Annotated in this window: 15 protein-coding genes and 1 tRNA gene; 6 read left to right on the top strand and 10 right to left on the bottom strand. The window is 68.5% G+C overall.

The window, feature by feature from the left end; genetic code table 11:
* Window positions 1-78: 78 nt before the first annotated feature.
* Entirely contained in the window at window positions 79-636 is a 558-nt protein-coding gene (locus BUB76_RS00940) for a YceD family protein (protein WP_073125718.1), read from the top strand.
* Window positions 636-2,882 (top strand): xanthine dehydrogenase family protein molybdopterin-binding subunit, encoded by a 2,247-nt coding sequence (locus tag BUB76_RS00935; protein WP_073125715.1) that lies wholly within the window; start codon window positions 636-638, stop codon window positions 2,880-2,882. The genes BUB76_RS00940 and BUB76_RS00935 overlap by 1 nt, the downstream gene beginning before the upstream one ends.
* On the opposite strand, the gene BUB76_RS00930 is transcribed toward BUB76_RS00935, so the two are convergent.
* From BUB76_RS00930 to BUB76_RS00885, 10 genes are all read right to left on the bottom strand, one after another.
* Window positions 2,879-3,214 (bottom strand): dihydroneopterin aldolase, encoded by a 336-nt coding sequence (locus tag BUB76_RS00930; protein ID WP_073125712.1) that lies wholly within the window; start codon window positions 3,212-3,214, stop codon window positions 2,879-2,881. The two genes, BUB76_RS00935 and BUB76_RS00930, sit on opposite strands and share 4 nt — an antisense overlap.
* A complete protein-coding gene (locus tag BUB76_RS00925; protein WP_073125707.1) occupies window positions 3,211-3,975 on the bottom strand; it encodes an SDR family oxidoreductase in 765 nt (254 codons plus the stop codon). Before BUB76_RS00925 ends, BUB76_RS00930 begins: the two co-directional genes overlap by 4 nt.
* On the bottom strand, window positions 3,968-4,822 hold the full coding sequence (locus BUB76_RS00920; protein ID WP_073125704.1) for a hypothetical protein: 855 nt from the start codon (window positions 4,820-4,822) through the stop codon (window positions 3,968-3,970). The genes BUB76_RS00925 and BUB76_RS00920 overlap by 8 nt, the downstream gene beginning before the upstream one ends.
* Window positions 4,819-5,697, bottom strand: coding sequence for an NAD(P)/FAD-dependent oxidoreductase (locus BUB76_RS00915; RefSeq protein WP_073125701.1), 879 nt, complete (start codon window positions 5,695-5,697; stop codon window positions 4,819-4,821). Before BUB76_RS00915 ends, BUB76_RS00920 begins: the two co-directional genes overlap by 4 nt.
* A gap of 56 nt (window positions 5,698-5,753) precedes the next feature.
* Window positions 5,754-5,828 (bottom strand) — tRNA-Val (locus tag BUB76_RS00910).
* A 13-nt stretch (window positions 5,829-5,841) separates the two neighbouring features.
* The gene (locus BUB76_RS18085) at window positions 5,842-6,255 is read right to left on the bottom strand and encodes an HU family DNA-binding protein (RefSeq protein WP_236737824.1); all 414 of its coding nucleotides are present in this window, start codon (window positions 6,253-6,255) and stop codon (window positions 5,842-5,844) included.
* Between the two features lie 150 nt (window positions 6,256-6,405).
* The gene (gene lon / locus BUB76_RS00900; RefSeq protein ID WP_073125698.1) at window positions 6,406-8,811 is read right to left on the bottom strand and encodes an endopeptidase La; all 2,406 of its coding nucleotides are present in this window, start codon (window positions 8,809-8,811) and stop codon (window positions 6,406-6,408) included.
* Window positions 8,812-8,979: 168 nt separating this feature from the next.
* Window positions 8,980-9,549: a hypothetical protein gene (locus BUB76_RS00895; protein WP_073125695.1), complete on the bottom strand. Its 570-nt coding sequence runs from the start codon at window positions 9,547-9,549 to the stop codon at window positions 8,980-8,982.
* Window positions 9,546-10,673: a tRNA guanosine(34) transglycosylase Tgt gene (tgt, locus tag BUB76_RS00890; RefSeq protein ID WP_073125692.1), complete on the bottom strand. Its 1,128-nt coding sequence runs from the start codon at window positions 10,671-10,673 to the stop codon at window positions 9,546-9,548. The genes BUB76_RS00895 and tgt overlap by 4 nt, the downstream gene beginning before the upstream one ends.
* Before the next feature lie 165 nt (window positions 10,674-10,838).
* Window positions 10,839-11,597 carry a class I SAM-dependent methyltransferase gene (locus BUB76_RS00885; RefSeq protein ID WP_073125690.1) on the bottom strand — a complete coding sequence of 253 codons (759 nt, stop codon included), beginning with the start codon at window positions 11,595-11,597 and terminating at the stop codon, window positions 10,839-10,841.
* A 90-nt stretch (window positions 11,598-11,687) separates the two neighbouring features.
* On the opposite strand from BUB76_RS00885, the gene rimK reads away from it, so the two are divergent.
* The 4 genes from rimK (at window position 11,688) to BUB76_RS00865 (ending at window position 16,544) form a co-directional block, all read left to right on the top strand.
* Entirely contained in the window at window positions 11,688-13,091 is a 1,404-nt protein-coding gene (rimK, locus tag BUB76_RS00880; protein WP_073125687.1) for a 30S ribosomal protein S6--L-glutamate ligase, read from the top strand.
* 25 nt (window positions 13,092-13,116) lie between these two features.
* Window positions 13,117-14,781 (top strand): mechanosensitive ion channel family protein, encoded by a 1,665-nt coding sequence (locus BUB76_RS00875; RefSeq protein ID WP_073125683.1) that lies wholly within the window; start codon window positions 13,117-13,119, stop codon window positions 14,779-14,781.
* A gap of 65 nt (window positions 14,782-14,846) precedes the next feature.
* Window positions 14,847-15,215 (top strand): SUF system Fe-S cluster assembly protein, encoded by a 369-nt coding sequence (locus BUB76_RS00870; RefSeq protein ID WP_073125680.1) that lies wholly within the window; start codon window positions 14,847-14,849, stop codon window positions 15,213-15,215.
* A 108-nt stretch (window positions 15,216-15,323) separates the two neighbouring features.
* The gene (locus BUB76_RS00865; protein WP_073125676.1) at window positions 15,324-16,544 is read left to right on the top strand and encodes a glycerophosphodiester phosphodiesterase family protein; all 1,221 of its coding nucleotides are present in this window, start codon (window positions 15,324-15,326) and stop codon (window positions 16,542-16,544) included.
* The last annotated feature ends 45 nt before the right edge of the window (window positions 16,545-16,589 follow it).

The following is a 16,589-nucleotide window of genomic DNA, read 5'->3' as shown; positions in this document are numbered from 1 at the left end:
TGTCCTGCCGAGACGCCTCGGCCTATTCCGGTGACAGGTAACGCAAATCCACCGCGCACTTCAAGAATGGAGACGCGAATGCCCCAAACACCCCATGACGGCGCGAAGGTGACGTCACGTTCCCTGCGCCTGGCGCGGCTCGACCGCACGCATCCGCACGCGTTCGAACTGGTGCCCGACGCCGACACCCGCGCGGCCCTGGCCGACGAGCTGGACCTGTCGGCGCTGCGCAAGCTGCGCCTGACGGGCGCGCTTCATCCCGAGGGGCGCGCCGACTGGCGGCTCGAGGCAACGCTGGGCGCGACCGTGGTGCAGCCCTGCGGCATCACGCTCGAGCCGGTGACCACGCGCATCGACCGCCCGGTCGCCCGCCGCTACATCGAGGCCTTCCAGCAGCAGGATCTGCCGGCCGAACAGGAGATGCCCGAGGATGACAGTCTCGAGCCGCTGCCAGACACGCTGCACCTCGACAGCGTCCTGATCGAGGAGCTGGCGCTGTCCATCCCCGCCTTCCCGCGCGCCGAGGGGGCCGAGATGGGCGATGTCGGCGCGACGCCGCCGGGGGCCGAGCCGATCCGGGACGAGGACACCAAGCCCTTCGCCGGGTTGCGCGACGCGCTGAAGGGCGACGACTGATGGGACGCGCGGCCCGGATCGCGCGCCGCAGTTTCCTCATCGGCAGTGCCGCCCTGGCGGGTGGCGTCGCCTTCGGCACCTACCTTGTGGTCCGCGACCCGGAAAACCCGCTCGAGGCCAGCGCCGGTCCGGGCGAGGTGCCGATCACCCCCTACGTGCTGCTCGACGCAACCGGCGTCACGCTCATCACCCCGCGCGCCGAGCTGGGACAGGGCGCGACCAGCGTTCTGGCGGCCCTCCTGGCCGAAGAGATGGACCTGGACTGGCGCGCCATCCGCACGCTGCACGGCCCGCCCTCGCCGGCCTACTGGAACGGCGTCGTGGCGGGCGAAGGACTGCCCATCGCGGCCACCGACGACAGCTACCTCGCGCAGGCGGGCCGCGGCATCGGCGCGGCGGCGGCCAAGGTGCTCGGACTGCAGATCACCGGCGGATCGTCCACCGTGCCCGACGCCTACGACAAGATGCGCGCCGCCGGCGCAGTGGCCCGCGCCACGCTGCTGCGCGCCGCCGCGGCCGAGACCGGGATCGACGCGGGCGACCTGCGCACCGAGGCCGGACAGGTGGTCCTGCCCGACGGCACCGCCCTGCCCTATGGCGCGCTGGCCGGCCGCGTCGCCGAGACCGATCTGCCCGACCGGGTGGCGCTGAAGGATCCGGACGATTGGCGGCTGCTGGGCAAGTCGTTCCCGGGTCTCGCGCTGCGGGACAAGGTGACGGGCCGGGCGCGCTATGGCATCGACTTCTACTTGCCGGAGATGGTCCATGCCGCGATCCGCCAGCCGCCCTGGCCGGACGCGACGATCGGCAATCTCGACGACAGCGCGGCCCGTGCGGTGCGCGGTGTCAGCGATGTCTTGCAGGTGGGCGGCTCGGTGGCTGTCATCGCCAGCGGCACCTACCCGGCGATGAAGGCCGCGAAGCTGTTGCGGATCGATTGGACGGCCCCCTCCGGCCCGCGCGAGGACAGCGGCGACACACAGGCTCGCCTGACGGCTGCATTCACCGGCGACGCCCGCGACAGCCGGCTGCGCGATGACGGCGACGTGGATGATGCATTGGCCGCGGCGGCCGAGCCTTGGGACGCCGAGTATTTCGTCCCCTACCTCGCCCACGCGCCGCTGGAACCCATGAGTGCCACCGCGCAGCTTGCGAACGGCAAGCTGCGGATCTGGACCTCGACCCAGGTGCCGTTGATGCTGCGCGACAAGGCCGCCGAATCGCTCGAGATATCGCCAGAGGACGTGGAGGTGACCGTGCTGACCGGCGGCGGGTCCTTCGGGCGGCGGCTCGAGCTCGACTACGCCCTCCAGGCGGTGCGGATCGCGCCCCACGCCGAGGGGCGCCCGGTCAAGCTCACCTGGACCCGCGAAGAGGACATGACCCACGACTTCCCGCGCCCGGCCGCCGTTGCGCGGGCACGGGGGGCCGTCGACGATGGCGGCATCGGTGCGCTGGACCTCGCCATCGCCGCGCCGTCGACCGCCGCGTCGCAGATGGGCCGGCTGGGATATCCGGCCATGGGGCCGGATGTCGCCATCGTGGCCGGTGCCTGGGACCAGCCCTTCGCGATTCCCGCCCTGCGGGTCACCGGCTACCGCGCGACCGAGACCGTCGGCGTCAGCTCGTGGCGGTCGGTGGGCGCATCGGCCAACGCGTTCTTCCACGAATCCGCGTTCGACGAGCTGGCCCATGCCGCCGGGGCCGATCCCCTGGAAGAACGCCTGCGGCTGTGCAGCGATCCGGCCTCGGCCCGCGTGCTCGAGGCGGTGGCCGAGCTGTCGGGCTGGGGCACCGATCTGCCCGCGGGGCACGGCCGCGGGCTGGCCTTCTGCCTGTCCTTCGGCGTGCCCACTGCACAGGTGGTCGAGGTCGCCACCACCCCGCGCGGCCTGCGGCTGGTGGCGGGATACGCGGTGTCCGAAATCGGCCGCGTGCTGAACCCCGACAACGTGGCGAACCAGATGCAGGGCGGCATGGCCTGGGGTCTGGGCCACGCGATGTTCGCCAAGCTGACCTATCGCGACGGCGTGCCCGAGCAGGACAATTTCGACAGCTACCGCGCGCTGCGGCTGCCCCAGTGCCCGCCGATCACCACGCGGGCGCTGGAAACGTCGGACCATATCCGCGGCATCGGCGAGCCCGGCGTGCCGCCCGCGGCCCCGGCCCTGGGCAACGCGATCTTCGCCGCGACGGGACAGCGCATCCGCGCCCTGCCCTTCGCCGATCACGTGACCTTCGCCTAGCCTTCGAAGACCAGGCCCACCGCCTTGCAGTCGGGATAGACGTCCGGCTTTTTCGAATGGACACGGGCGTGGCGGACGCCCTCCATCGCCGCGATGGCGGCATGGATCCGGGTCGTCAGTTCCTCCTGCGTGGCAACCCGCGTGCCGGCATAGCCGCGGATCAGGTCGGCCACCCGGTCGTAGTCGAAGTAAAGATCACCATCGGCCGCCGCGACCTCGACATCGATCTCGGCCGAGACGAGGACCCGCTGCATGGCGTCCTTCTCGAACTGGTGGATGCCCAGGTACATCTCGATCTCAAGCTCTTCCAGCAACACCTTGAAGCGCGTCATCCCGCCTGCCCCTCCTTCACCAGGAATGCCACGTCGCGCGGCAGCGCCCACAGGGCCTGCCCGCCGTCCAGCGTCACGATCTGCCCGTTCGCGGCCCCGTCGTTCCACAGATATTCCACCGTCGCGGCGATGTCCGCCGGGCTGACCCGCCGCTTCAACGGGTTGATGCGCGACGATTTCACGAAATTCTCTTGGCTCTGCTTGCCCGAGATCAGCACGATGCTGGGCGCGATGCCGCAGACCCGTGGCCGCCCGTCGAAGCGCAGGGCCAGCATCTCGGTCGCGGCCTTCAGCGCGGCCTTCGACACGGTGTAGGTGAAGAAATCAGGGTTGAGCGCGTCGAGCTTGTTGTCGAGCATGTTGACGATCAGCCCGTGCGCGTTGTCGCCCTGCGCGTCCATCGCCTGCGCGAGGAAGACCGGCGCGCGCAGGTTGACCTCGAAATGGGTGTCGAAGCTCGCGTCGGTCAGGTCGGTGATGTCGTCGTTCACGAAGCTCGAGGCGTTGTTGAGCAACAGGTCCACAGGCCCGAACGCCGCGCGCGCCCCGTCGAAGACCGCGTGGCAGGCCCGCTGGCTGTCCAGCGCGCCCTGCACCAGCGCGCAGACCTTGCGGTTCCGGTTCAACTCCTCGGCCAACGCCTCGGCCTCGGTGGCCGAGCTGCGGTAGTGGACGACGACGGTCCACCCGAGCGCGGCGAAATGCCGGGCCACGTCGGCGCCCAGCCGCTTGGCGCCACCGGTGATGAGAATGTTAGGCATTGTCGAAGGGCCGGGCGAACATCTTGGGGCTTTCCTGCAGCAGGGCGCGGATCATGAACATCAGGTCCTGCGCGAAATAGACCTTTTCCGAGGGATTCCAGACCGTGTCCTCGGCCAGCCGGGTGGAGGCCACCAGCACCACGTAGGTGCGTCCATCGACCACGCGGATCAAGGGCTCGGGATTGAAGGCATAGGCGATGCCGGTGCGTCCCTCGGGGCCCTGCGCGCCCGCGTCGCGCGCCTGGATCTGCTCGACCTCCAGCGTGTGCTGGAAATGGCTGCGCAGGATGCCGGCCGGGTCCAGCGGCGTGCCGTCGGCCTCGGCCATGCGCGCCAGGTGGTCGTGACGGAAAGCGATGTTCACGTTGGCGCGCTTCACGTTCAGCTCGACCCGCAGGCGGATATGGCCGCCCGCCTCGCCCGGCAGGCTGATCCGGTAGTCGGCGTGGCAGCGGCCCCGGCTGTGATGCAGCTCGACCTTGGCCAGCGCGTCGGGATCGGTGCGCGGCGACCACCGGCGCGACGGGAAAGCGCGCCACTGGCGGTCCTCCTCGGGCAGAAACTGCAACTGGTAGGGGATCGTGCGGGTCAGCACCCGCTCGGTCCGGCGGCGGATCGAGCGTTCACCGAAGGACGCCCCCAGCGCGATGATGCAGACCAGCAGCAGCGGAAAGACGATGCCCAGCACGTAGGCGCCCGCCTCGACCCAGTCGGGGCTGGTATCCTCGACCAGCGCGCCCCAGAACAGCAGCATCGCCACGCCCAGCGTGCCCGCCACCAGCAGCCCGATCAGGACGCGCACCCAGACGGGAATGAAGATGATCTGGACCTGGTTCGCGATGTTCATGTCGTCCCGCCGCGTCGTCTTTCGATGTCCTTGGCCACGATGACGCCATCGGCCAGCGCGGTCGCCACGCAAGGATAGCCGCGACCGTTCACGTCGCCCACGGCGTAAAGCCCGGGAAGATTGGTCCGGCACACCGCATCGACCACCAGGTGACCCGCCGCATCGGTTTCGATCGTGCCGGGCAACGTGGGCACGGCGGGCGCCCAGCCGTAGCAGACCAGCGCGCGGTCGAAGCGATGCGCGCCGCCGGACCAGTGCACCGCGCCATCCTCGACCGTGTAGGCGCCCGTGTGCCTGTGCGCCGCCGGGATCGCGTCCCACAAGTCGTCACGCGCGCGCCGTGTCCGGGCGAAAAGGTGCAGCGAGGCGGGATCGCGCGCCGACAGGATCGCGTGCGCCTCGCAGGCCGCGTCGCCGCCGCCCAGGATCACCACGTCCCGCCCGCCGATATCGTCCAGCGCCGCGGTGCCGACCAATCCGATCTCGACCCCCCGCAGCGACTCGAGCCCGCCGGTCCGCTCGCGCGTGCCGGTGGCCAGGACGACTGTTCCCGCCGAAAGCGTGCCGCCCTCGGCGAGCGTCAGTGCGAAACCGTCCGGTGACGCCGACACGGCAGTGCAACGCGAGCCGACCACGCGACAGCCCTGGGCCGACAGGTTGTCTTCGATGTTGCGCGCCACCGACCGCGCGGCGGTGGTCGCCTGGACGACCGCGAGCCACGAGTTGGTGAAGGGCGAGCGCGCCTGCAAACCGCCCAGGGTCCCGGGTTCGAGCAGCAGGCAATCTATGCCCAGCTTGGTCAGCCACAGCACGCACTGCGCGCCGGCCGGCCCGCCGCCGACCACGGCCACCTCGACCCGGTCAGGCAGGGTCATGGTCAGTGGGTCGCTGGGCGGGCCAGATCAACATATGTTCCGGAAAAAGGGGGAAATGGTGGGTGATAACAGATTCGAACTGCTGACATCTTCGATGTGAACGAAGCGCTCTACCACTGAGCTAATCACCCGTTGGGCCGCCTTCTAGCCGCCCGCGTCGGGGTCTGCAAGGGCTTCCGTTTCGTCCAATGACTGCGACGAGCGGCGCAGTTTCAGGGTCAGCGCCTGGCCGTTCGGAAGGTCCTTTTTCTTCTGCACCTTCACCTTTCCGAAGGGTTGCAGGTTCAGCTGTTCGCCGTCGCTCAGCGCCTGACCCATGACGGCCAGCATGGCCTCGACGATCGGCTTGGCCTCGGGCTTCTTCACGCCCGCCTGCGCAGCGACACGTTCGAGCAGGTCCTTCTTCTTGATCTCGGGACCGTCGGCGACCTTCTGCGCGGGCTTAACCAGCGACGGCGGCGGGGCCTCGGGCACGCTGGCCAGTTCCGGTTTGGGCGGTGTGCCGGGCTTTGGCGCGGCGGACTTGCCGCCGGTGGCCCCTTTCGTCGGTCGTGCCATGGTATCCTGTCATCCCTGTCTGGTTTGCGCGCAGGTTAGCCGCTGTCGATGCGCCTGTCATCGGCCGAGCGGCCCGGACCCTCACATTCCACCCTGAGACGAGAACGGGCGCCCGAAGGCGCCCGTTTGGTGGTCAGTTTGCCGGTTCCGTCAGTGCGCGGTGGGCGTCGCGGCCGGGTCCGCACCGGGCGCCAGGCGCGCCTGGGCATCCGCCGCTTCCTGGTCGGCCTCGCCCCATTCCACCGCTTCGGGTTTCGCGGTCAGGGCGTGCTCCAGCACCTCGGAGACGTGGCGGACGGGGATGATGGTCAGCCCTTCCTTCACGTTGTCCGGAATGTCGGCCAGGTCCTTCTCGTTCTCCTGCGGGATCAGCACCGTCTTGATGCCACCGCGCAGGGCCGCGAGCAGTTTCTCCTTCAGCCCGCCGATGGCCGAGGCATTGCCGCGCAGCGTGACTTCGCCGGTCATGGCGATGTCCTTGCGCACCGGGATCTGGGTCAGCACCGACACGATGGCCGTCACCATGGCCAGGCCGGCCGAGGGGCCGTCCTTGGGCGTCGCGCCGTCGGGCACGTGGACGTGGATGTCCAGCGTGTCGAATTTCGGCGGCTTCACCCCGATCTGCGGGCTGATCGACCGGACATAGCTGCTGGCCGCGTCGATGGACTCTTTCATCACGTCGCCCAGCTTGCCGGTGGTCTTCATCCGGCCCTTGCCCGGCAGGCGCAGCGCCTCGATCGACAGAAGCTCGCCGCCGACGCTGGTATAGGCCAGCCCGGTGACCACGCCGATCTGGTCCTCTTCCTCGGCCAGGCCATAGCGATGCTTGGGCACGCCCAGGAAATCGGCCAGGTTGTCCTCGGTCACGGTGACCTTCTCGGCTTCTTTCTTGACGATCATCGTGGTCGCCTTGCGGGCAAGCTTGGCCAGCTCACGCTCCAGGTTCCGCACGCCCGCCTCGCGGGTATAGGTGCGGATGATGGCGGTCAGCGCCTCGTCGGTGACCTCGAACTCGCCCTTTTTCAGGCCGTGGTTCTTGACCTGCTTGCCCAGAAGGTGACGGCGCGCGATCTCGGCCTTCTCGTCCTCGGTGTAGCCCGCCAGCGGGATGATCTCCATACGGTCCAGAAGCGGCCCCGGCATGTTGTAGGAGTTCGCCGTGGTCAGGAACATCACGTTGGACAGGTCGTATTCGACCTCGAGATAGTGGTCGACGAAGGTGCCGTTCTGTTCAGGGTCCAGCACCTCGAGCATCGCAGAGGCCGGGTCGCCACGGAAGTCCTGTCCCATCTTGTCGATCTCGTCGAGCAGGATGAGCGGGTTCGTGGTCTTGGCCTTCTTCAGCGCCTGGATGATCTTGCCGGGCATCGAGCCGATATAGGTCCGGCGGTGGCCGCGGATCTCGGATTCGTCACGCACGCCGCCCAGCGAGATGCGGATGAATTCGCGTCCCGTGGCCTTGGCGACCGATTTGCCCAGCGACGTCTTGCCCACGCCCGGAGGGCCGACGAGGCACATGATCGGCCCCTTCAGCTTCTTCGAGCGCTGCTGCACGGCGAGGTACTCGACGATCCGCTCCTTCACCTTCTCGAGGCTGTAGTGATCGTCGTCGAGGACCTTCTGCGCGCGGCCCAAGTCCTTCTTCACGCGGGACTTGGTGCCCCACGGGATCGACAGCATCCAGTCGAGGTAGTTGCGCACCACCGTGGCCTCGGCCGACATGGGCGACATGTTCTTCAGCTTCTTCAGCTCGGCCTCGGCCTTCTCGCGGGCTTCCTTGCTGAACTTGGTCTCGGCGACCTTCTGCTCCAGCTCGGCCACCTCGCCGGCACCGTCCTCGCCGTCGCCCAGCTCCTTCTGAATGGCCTTCATCTGCTCATTCAGGTAATATTCACGCTGGGTGCGCTCCATCTGCGACTTGACGCGGGTCTTGATCTTCTTCTCGACCTGCAGGACGGACATCTCGCCCTGCATCATGCCATAGACCTTCTCCAGCCGTTCGCCCACGTCGAGCGTTTCCAGAAGCCCCTGCTTCTGTTCCACCTCGACGCCCAGGTGACCGGCCACGAGGTCAGCCAGCTTGGCGGCCTCGCGCGTCTCGGACACGGCCGACAGGGCCTCTTCGGGGATGTTCTTCTTGACCTTCGAATAGCGCTCGAACTCTTCGCCGACCGACTTGGTCAGCGCGCCAACGGTCTCGGGCTCGCCCGGGGTCTCGGTCAGCGGGGTGGCCGTCGCCTCGAAGAAACGCTCGTTCGGCACGTAGGCGTCGATCTTCACGCGGCCGCGGCCCTCGACCAGCACCTTCACGGTGCCGTCGGGCAGCTTCAGCAATTGCAGCACGTTGGCCAGGACGCCCACGCGGTAGATCCCGTTCTCGTCGGGTTCGTCCTGGGCGGCGTCGATCTGGCTGGCCAGCAGGATCTGCTTGTCGTCGGCCATCACCTCTTCCAGGGCGCGCACGGATTTCTCGCGGCCCACGAAGAGCGGCACGATCATGTGGGGGAAGACCACGATGTCGCGCAGCGGCAGGACTGGGTAGGAATGCTCGGTCATCTTTGTATCCTTCTTGGCAGGAACGAACGATCCCGCTTGGGCGGCGATGCTGTCGTTCCCCGGTCTTCCGTTATCTGGGGGCGGCGTGGGGACGCTTCAACCAGGGTGAGACCCGTGATGACGCTGACTGTGACGCCTGCGCGCAGCGGTCGCAAGGGCCCCTTTGCCTCACCCGTCGCCCGGGGCCGGTTCGGCGGGGCGCAGCAGGACGGTTTCGGTCAGGTAGAGGGTCGCGCCCTCGTTCTGGAGCGTCAGTTCGGTGATCCCCAGCAGCCGGTCGGTGAAGTAGGCGACGATCGTGATCGTCCCCTCGACCCGGGTGCCGCCCTCAATGCCGACGGTGCCGCTGAACTGCGGCAGGCTTTCGGGGCCGCAGGGCGTATCGGACAGGAGATCCGCAAGCACGGCGTTCTCGGTCGTGTCGAGCACGTCGTCCACCCGGTCGACATTGTAGGGCAAGGGCCGGGCGCGTCGCAGGTCCAGCGGCGCGATGCCGAGGTTGTCGAGAAAACCCGTGGTCATCGCAAGGCCCGGGTCACCGGCGGCCAAGCGCACCCGGATCTCTCCCGGCGCGCGAATCCGAGCGGTGTCCAGGCTGACGATGGCCTGGCGCGGCTCACCCGTCCAGGTGCCGGCCAGGAGGTCTGCCAGCGCGTCGTCCGGGGCCTCGCACAGCGACGTGGCGTCGGCCGCCGGTGCGGCAAGAACGATCAGCAGCGCGGCGACGACGGCTTTCATAGCGGCGCGATATCCCCCTCGGCGCGGGTCGCGTGGAAATCGGCCTCCCACGCGGCGAAGCGGCCGGCGGCGATGGCGTCGCGCATGCCCTGCATGATCTCCTGGAAGTAATGCAGGTTGTGCCATGTCAGCAGCATGCCCGAGATCATCTCGCCGGCGCGAAACACATGGTGCAGGTAGGCGCGGGAATAGCCGGTGCAGGCCGGGCAGGAGCAGCTTTCGTCCAGCGGGCGGGGGTCGTCGGCGTGCCGGGCGTTCTTGATGTTGACCACGCCGCGCCGGGTGAAGGCCTGCCCGGTCCGCCCCGAGCGGGATGGCAGCACGCAATCCATCATGTCGATGCCGCGCTTGACGGCGCCCACGATGTCGTCGGGCTTGCCCACCCCCATCAGGTAGCGCGGCTTGTCCGCCGGCAGCTGCGCGGGGGCGTAGTCCAGCACGCCGAACATGGCCTCCTGCCCCTCGCCCACGGCCAGGCCACCCACGGCGTAGCCGTCGAAGCCGATATCGACCAGGGCCTTCGCGCTCTCCTCGCGCAGATCGGGCTCGAGCCCGCCCTGCTGGATGCCGAACAGCGCGTGGCCCGGCCGGTCGCCGAAGGCATCCTTCGACCGCGCGGCCCACCGCATGGACAGGCGCATGGAGCTGGCGATGCGGTCGCGGTCCGCGGGCAGCGCGGGGCATTCGTCGAAACACATGACGATGTCGCTGCCCAGCAGGCGCTGGATCTCCATGCTGCGCTCGGGCGTGATCTCGTGGCGCGAGCCGTCGATATGGGATTTGAAGGTCACCCCCCGCTCGGTCAGCTTGCGCAGGTCGGCCAGGCTCATCACCTGGAAGCCGCCGCTGTCGGTCAGGATCGGCCGGTCCCAGTTCATGAACCCGTGCAGCCCGCCCAGCCGGTCGATCCGCTCGGCCGTGGGGCGCAGCATCAGGTGGTAGGTGTTGCCCAGCAGGATGTCGGCCCCGGTGGCGCGCACGCTTTCGGGCAGCATCGCCTTGACCGTCGCCGCCGTGCCCACGGGCATGAAGGCGGGCGTGCGGATCTCGCCGCGGGGGGTATGGATGGTGCCGGTGCGGGCGGCGCCGTCGGTGGCGTGCAGGTCGAAGGAAAAGCGGGTCATGGCCGGCGGTCTAGGCCGAAACGCGGGCGCGTGAAAGGCGGATCGTGGCGTGGGTGGCGGGCGGCGGATGAGTATTTGAAGACCAGTGATGCCGCCATCGGCGCGTCAGGCCACGGCGGTGAACAGGTTGATCCGCGCCGGAACGTGAACCGCGCCGTCCGCGGCTTAGGGCGCGAAGGCCTGCGCGATCCGCCCGGTCACGGCGGCGCGGGTGGGCTTGTCGGCCTGGTAATGTCCCAGCACCGAGCTGGCGCCGCCGACCCGGGTGGCGTTGTAGGCGACCTGTTCCAGCGTGCCCGGCTGCGGCAGGGCGATGTCGAGCGCCCTGCCCCGGGCCTCCTGCCAGCCGGCCGCCCGCATCAGCGCCACGGTGCCATCCACGTCCCGCAGCCGCATGGGCCCGGGCGCGTCGGGATCGCTGTCGAGCGGCCCCGTGGCGGCCACGGCCAGCGCGCGCGGGACCGAGAACCACGGGTTCACCTCGGACGCGGCCCAGGTGGCGAAGGCCAGCCGCGCACCGGGCCGCGCCGCGCGCCGGAGATTGGCGAGCGCGGCGGTGGTGTCGGTGAAGAACATCATGCCGAACTGCGACGCGATGGCATCGACCGGCGCACCGGGCAGATCGTCGGTCTCGGCATCGGCGAGGGAATAGTCGGCATTTCCGGGCGCCCTCGCCCGGGCGGCGGCGAGGAACGCGAGCGAGATGTCGATCCCGTGCACCTGCCCGGCGCGCGCGGCCAGCACCCGGCTGAGCGCGCCGGCCCCGCAGCCCACGTCCAGCACCACCGCCCCCGACAGATCCCCCAGCGCGTCGGCCACGGCGTGGGTGACGGGCGTGAAGGTCGCGTCGAGGAACGGCGCCATCTCGACCCAGCGCGCGCCCACGTCACCGCCCCAGAACGCCTTTTGCGTCTCGTTAACCATGGCATATGACCAGAGCGCGGCGCGGCCCGCCAGACCTTTCCCTGTGGCGGCGGCTGTGCGACAGAGGCGCCGCAGAAGCAGGAGGCGCATATGTCTGAACCGCTGAGACTGGGTTGGGAAGAATGGGTGAGCCTGCCGCAGCTGGGCCTGCCCGCGCTGAAGGCCAAGGTCGACACGGGCGCCAAGACCAGCGCGCTGCACGCCAGCGATATCGAGCCCTTCGGCACCGCCGCGCAGCCCAAGGTGCGATTCCTGATGCACCCGATTCCCAGCCGGCCGGAGCTCGCCATCGCGTGCTCGGCCCCGGTGACCGACCGGCGCGAGGTCACCAGCTCGAACGGCGAGACCGAGCTGCGCTTCGTCATCACCACCAAGATGCGCGTGGCCGACCGCGAATGGCCAGTCGACATGACACTGACCGACCGCAGCTCCATGCAATACCGCATGCTGCTGGGCCGTCAGGCCTTCAACGACGACGTCATCGTCACCCCGAACGAGTCGTTCTGCCAGCCCACGCTGAGCTATGATGTCTATTCCTCGGCCAAGGTGCGCGAGGTGGCGCCCGACCGCGCGCTGCGCATCGCGGTTCTCAGCCGCGAGAACAACTATTCCACACGACGGCTGGTCGAAGAGGGCGAGCGGCGCGGCCACACGGTCGAGGTGATCGACACCCTGCGCTGCTACATTGCGCTGAACGCCATGGCGCCCGAGGTCCATTACGACGGCAAGCGCCTGCCCCGCTACGACGCGGTGATCCCCCGCATCGGCGCGTCGATCACGCCCTATGGCACCGCCATTATCCGCCAGTTCGAGACCATAGGAACCTGGTGCATCAACGGCAGCGCGGGCATCACCGCGAGCCGCGACAAGCTGCACGCGCACCAGGTGCTGGCGCGCCAGAAGATCGGCATGCCCGCCACCGCCTTCGCCGCCTCGCCCAAGGACACCGGCAGCCTGATGGCGCTGGCGGGCGGCGCGCCGATGATCGTGAAGCTGCTGGAATCGACCCAGGGCAAGGGCGTGGTGCTGGCCGAGACCAAGAAGGCCGCCGAATCCGTCATCACCGCCTTCCGCGGGCTGCGGGCGAATTTCCTGGTGCAAAGCTTCGTCAAGGAAGCCGCGGGCGAGGATATCCGCTGCCTGGTGCTGGACGGCCGCGTGGTCGCGTCGATCAAGCGCACTGGCGTCGCGGGCGATTTCCGGTCCAACCTCCACCTGGGCGGCGCGGCGAAGGCGGTGAAGATCACCCGGGCCGAGCGCGACACCGCGCAACGGGCCGCGCGCGCCTTCGGCCTCGGGCTGGCGGGCGTGGATCTCCTGCGCGCCAGCGACGGGCCCAAGGTGCTGGAGGTCAATTCCTCCCCCGGCCTTGAAGGGATCGAGGGCGCCAGCGGCAAGGACATCGCCGGCGCGCTTTACGACATGGTCGAGCGCCGCGCGCGGCCCGTCCCGGTCCGCCGCAGCCGCAAAAGCGCCGGCACGGCGGGAACCTGACGGACGCCAAGGCGCTTTGCGTATCATGGGGAGACGGATCACCACCGCCGTCGCGCTGGTCTGCGCGATCGTCATCGCTGCGGCCTGGCCCGCGTCCGCGCAGGATGGCGAGGGCCCCGTCGGCACGTATTTCCAGCTGGAATCGCTGAATACCGGGCTTGAGAACAGACCCGATTACCTGGAACTTTCCACGCCGCAGGGGGCGATCGAGACGTTTCTCGACCTCATCGACGTGGGCGATCCCGCGGTGGCCCACGTGCTGAACATGAACGGGCTGGACGCGGTGAACCAGCCCGTTCTGGGCCCCCGGCTCGCGCGGCAGCTGGCCTTCGTGCTGGACCGTCAGGCGCTGATCTCGTGGCGCCTGCTGCTCGAGCGGCCGGACGCGCTCAACGCGCAGCAGGCCAGCTCGGCCACCATGTCGGGCGAGCCGCGGCGGTCGATCCTTCTCGGTGTGCTCGACGACGGCCCGCGCGAGGCGGCGGTTCGGCTCTCGCGGGTGCGGGTGGGCGATGCCGAACCGATCTGGATCTTTTCCCGGCGCACCGTCGACCAGATCCCGGATCTCTACGCGCAATACGGGCCCTCGTGGCTCGAGAACGTCATGCCCGACGTCCTGAAGCGCGAGACCTTCCTTGGCCCCGAGCGGTGGGAGCTGATCGGAATCCCGGTGATCGTGGCGATCACCCTCGTGTCGGGACTGCTGGCCTATCGCGGGTTTCACGAGCTCGACCGCTTTGCCAACTCGTACTGGAGCCGGATCACCCTGCGCGCCTTGCGCTGGCCGCTGATCATATTCGTGGTGACCACGGTCCTGCTGATCGCCGCCATGCGCGTCTTCACCGTCTCGGGAATGGCCGGCGCCATCCTGACCCCCTTGACCGTTATCGGCTACACGACCGCCGTTCTGCTGTTCGCGCTGGAGGTCATCGACACGGTTCTGGACCGCATCGTGACCTTCGACAGCGAGAAGCTGGCCGACCCCGACAATTCCACGATCCGCAACCTGGCGACCGTGATGACGGCGGGCAGGCGGGCTCTCATCGTGATCGGGCTGATGATCGCGGCCGGCGTCGTCATGTCGTCAGCCAACCTGTTCCGGTCCCTGGGCTTCTCGCTGCTGGCCTCGGCCGGCGCGCTGACACTGATCCTGGGCTTCGCGGCACGGACGGTGCTGGGCAATATCCTGGCGTCCTTGCAGATCGCGCTGAACCGCTCGGCCCGGATCGGCGACCAGCTGATCTTCGACGGCACCTTCTGCAACGTCGAGCGCATCCATTTCACCTTCGTCCAGCTGAAGACTTGGAACGGCCAGCGCAAGGTCGTGCCGGTCAGCTATTTCGTGTCGAAGGAGTTCGAGAACCTATCGATGGAGGACGGGGCCTCGATCCGCTTCTCGGTGCTGACCTTCGCGCAGGAGGCCGATGTCGATGCCCTGCGTGACGAGTTCATCGCCCTCTGCGAGGAGGACGACCGGGTCGAACCAAAGGACCGCGTCAAGGTGATCGTGCTGGGCCAGGACGCCTTCGGCCAGCAGGTCCGCTTCGAGGCGCCGATTCCCGACCAAGGTGAAGCCTGGGCGACCGAATGCGACCTGCGCGAGGCCATGCTGAAAGCCGCCCGGCGTCTCGAGGACGAGACCGGCAAGCCGGTGCTTCCAAGCGTGGGCATGGACGACGCGGCCGCCTGACGGGTCTGGACGGCGCGCGGTGCAATCCTTATGTCCATTGTCGGAATTCAACGAAGGATCGCCCCATGGACGACCAGCCCGACAGCCCGCAGATGGAAGGCGCACCGCTCATCAAGCCGTCTTCGACCGAGCACCCGTTGCACGAACAGGTGGTCGAGGCCTGCCGCAGCGTCTATGACCCGGAAATCCCGGTGAATATCTATGACCTGGGCCTCGTCTACACGATCGAGATCAACGAGGCGAACGAGGTCAACGTCATCATGACCCTGACCGCGCCCGGCTGCCCCGTGGCGGGCGAAATGCCCGGCTGGGTCGCCGACGCGATCGAGCCGCTGCCGGGGGTCAAGCAGGTCGACGTGGCCCTCACGTGGGAGCCGCCTTGGGGCATGGACATGATGTCCGACGAGGCCCGACTCGAGCTCGGCTTCATGTGATCGGCGAAGGGGCGCGCATTGTCACGCCCCTGTGATCCTACTGTCGTCATGGCGTTTCAGACGCGACATCATCTTCGCGGTGATGTTGCCATTTGAAAGGTCCCGACGATGACGAAACCGATCCTTCCCGCCCTGCTTCTGGGCGCCCTGTCCCTGCCCGCCTTCGCCGAATCCCATATGTCGGGCCCCGCGCTGACCTATGGCACCCGGCCCGCGTTCCTGGTCGACAAGCTGCCCGAGGGCGAACTGAAGACCAAGCTCATGTCCTGCAAGGGCCAGACGCCGCAGGCCACGAAATTCTCGGTCGGCCACCGCGGCGCACCGCTCATGTTCCCCGAGCACACGGTCGAATCGAACGTCGCCGCCGCGCAGATGGGCGCGGGCATCCTCGAATGCGACGTGACCTTCACCGCCGACAAGGAACTGGTCTGCCGCCACGCGCAGAACGACCTGCACACCACCACCGACATCGTGGCGACCGACCTGGGCGAAAAGTGCACCATGCCCTTCACGCCCGCCGAGGGCGACAGCGACGCCGCCGCCGAATGCCGCACCTCGGATCTGACCCTGGCCGAGTTCCGCACCCTGTCGCCCAAGATGGACGCCGCCGACGCCTCGGCCACCACCCCCGAGGGCTACCTGGGCGGCACCGCCGATTTCCGCACCGACCTCTACGTGCCCGGCGCCATGCTGATGACGCATGCCGAGTCGATCGAGCTGTTCGATTCGCTCGGCGCCGACTTCACGCCCGAGCTGAAAAGCCCGTCGGTCGAGATGCCGTTCGACGGTTTCAGCCAGGAGGACTACGCCCAGAAGCTGATCGACGAGTACAAGGCCGCCGGCATCGACCCCTCGCGCGTCTGGCCGCAAAGCTTCAACCTCGACGACGTGCTCTACTGGATCGAGGCCGAGCCCGAGTTCGGCGCGCAGGCCGTCTACCTGATGGATGAGTACGACACCGAGGGCTACGACCCCATGGACGCCTCGACCTGGCCCAACTCCATGGCCGAGCTGAAAGAGATGGGCGTGAACTACATCGCCCCGCCGCTCTGGATGCTGGTGACGGCGCAAGACGGCGAGATCGTTCCCTCGACCCTCGCCATCGAGGCCAAGGCCGCCGACCTGGGCATCATCACCTGGACCCTCGAACGCTCCGGCCCGCTGGCGGGCGGCGGCGGCTGGTATTTCCAGTCGGTGAGCGACCTGATCGACGGGGACGAGGATTACCTCACCCTGCTCCACGTGCTGGCGCAGGACGTGGGCGTCGAAGGCGTGTTCTCGGACTGGCCCGCCACGGTGACCTATTACGCCAATTGCTACGGGCTCTGAGACCCGTCATACCTTTTCATGACGACAGGCGGGCGGTCCCTTGGG

The organism is Palleronia salina (genome assembly GCF_900141995.1).
Taxonomy (GTDB): Bacteria; Pseudomonadota; Alphaproteobacteria; order Rhodobacterales; family Rhodobacteraceae; genus Palleronia; species Palleronia salina.
The sequence above is the reverse complement of the archived record's forward strand: the minus strand, read 5'-3'. Positions and strand labels throughout refer to the sequence as shown.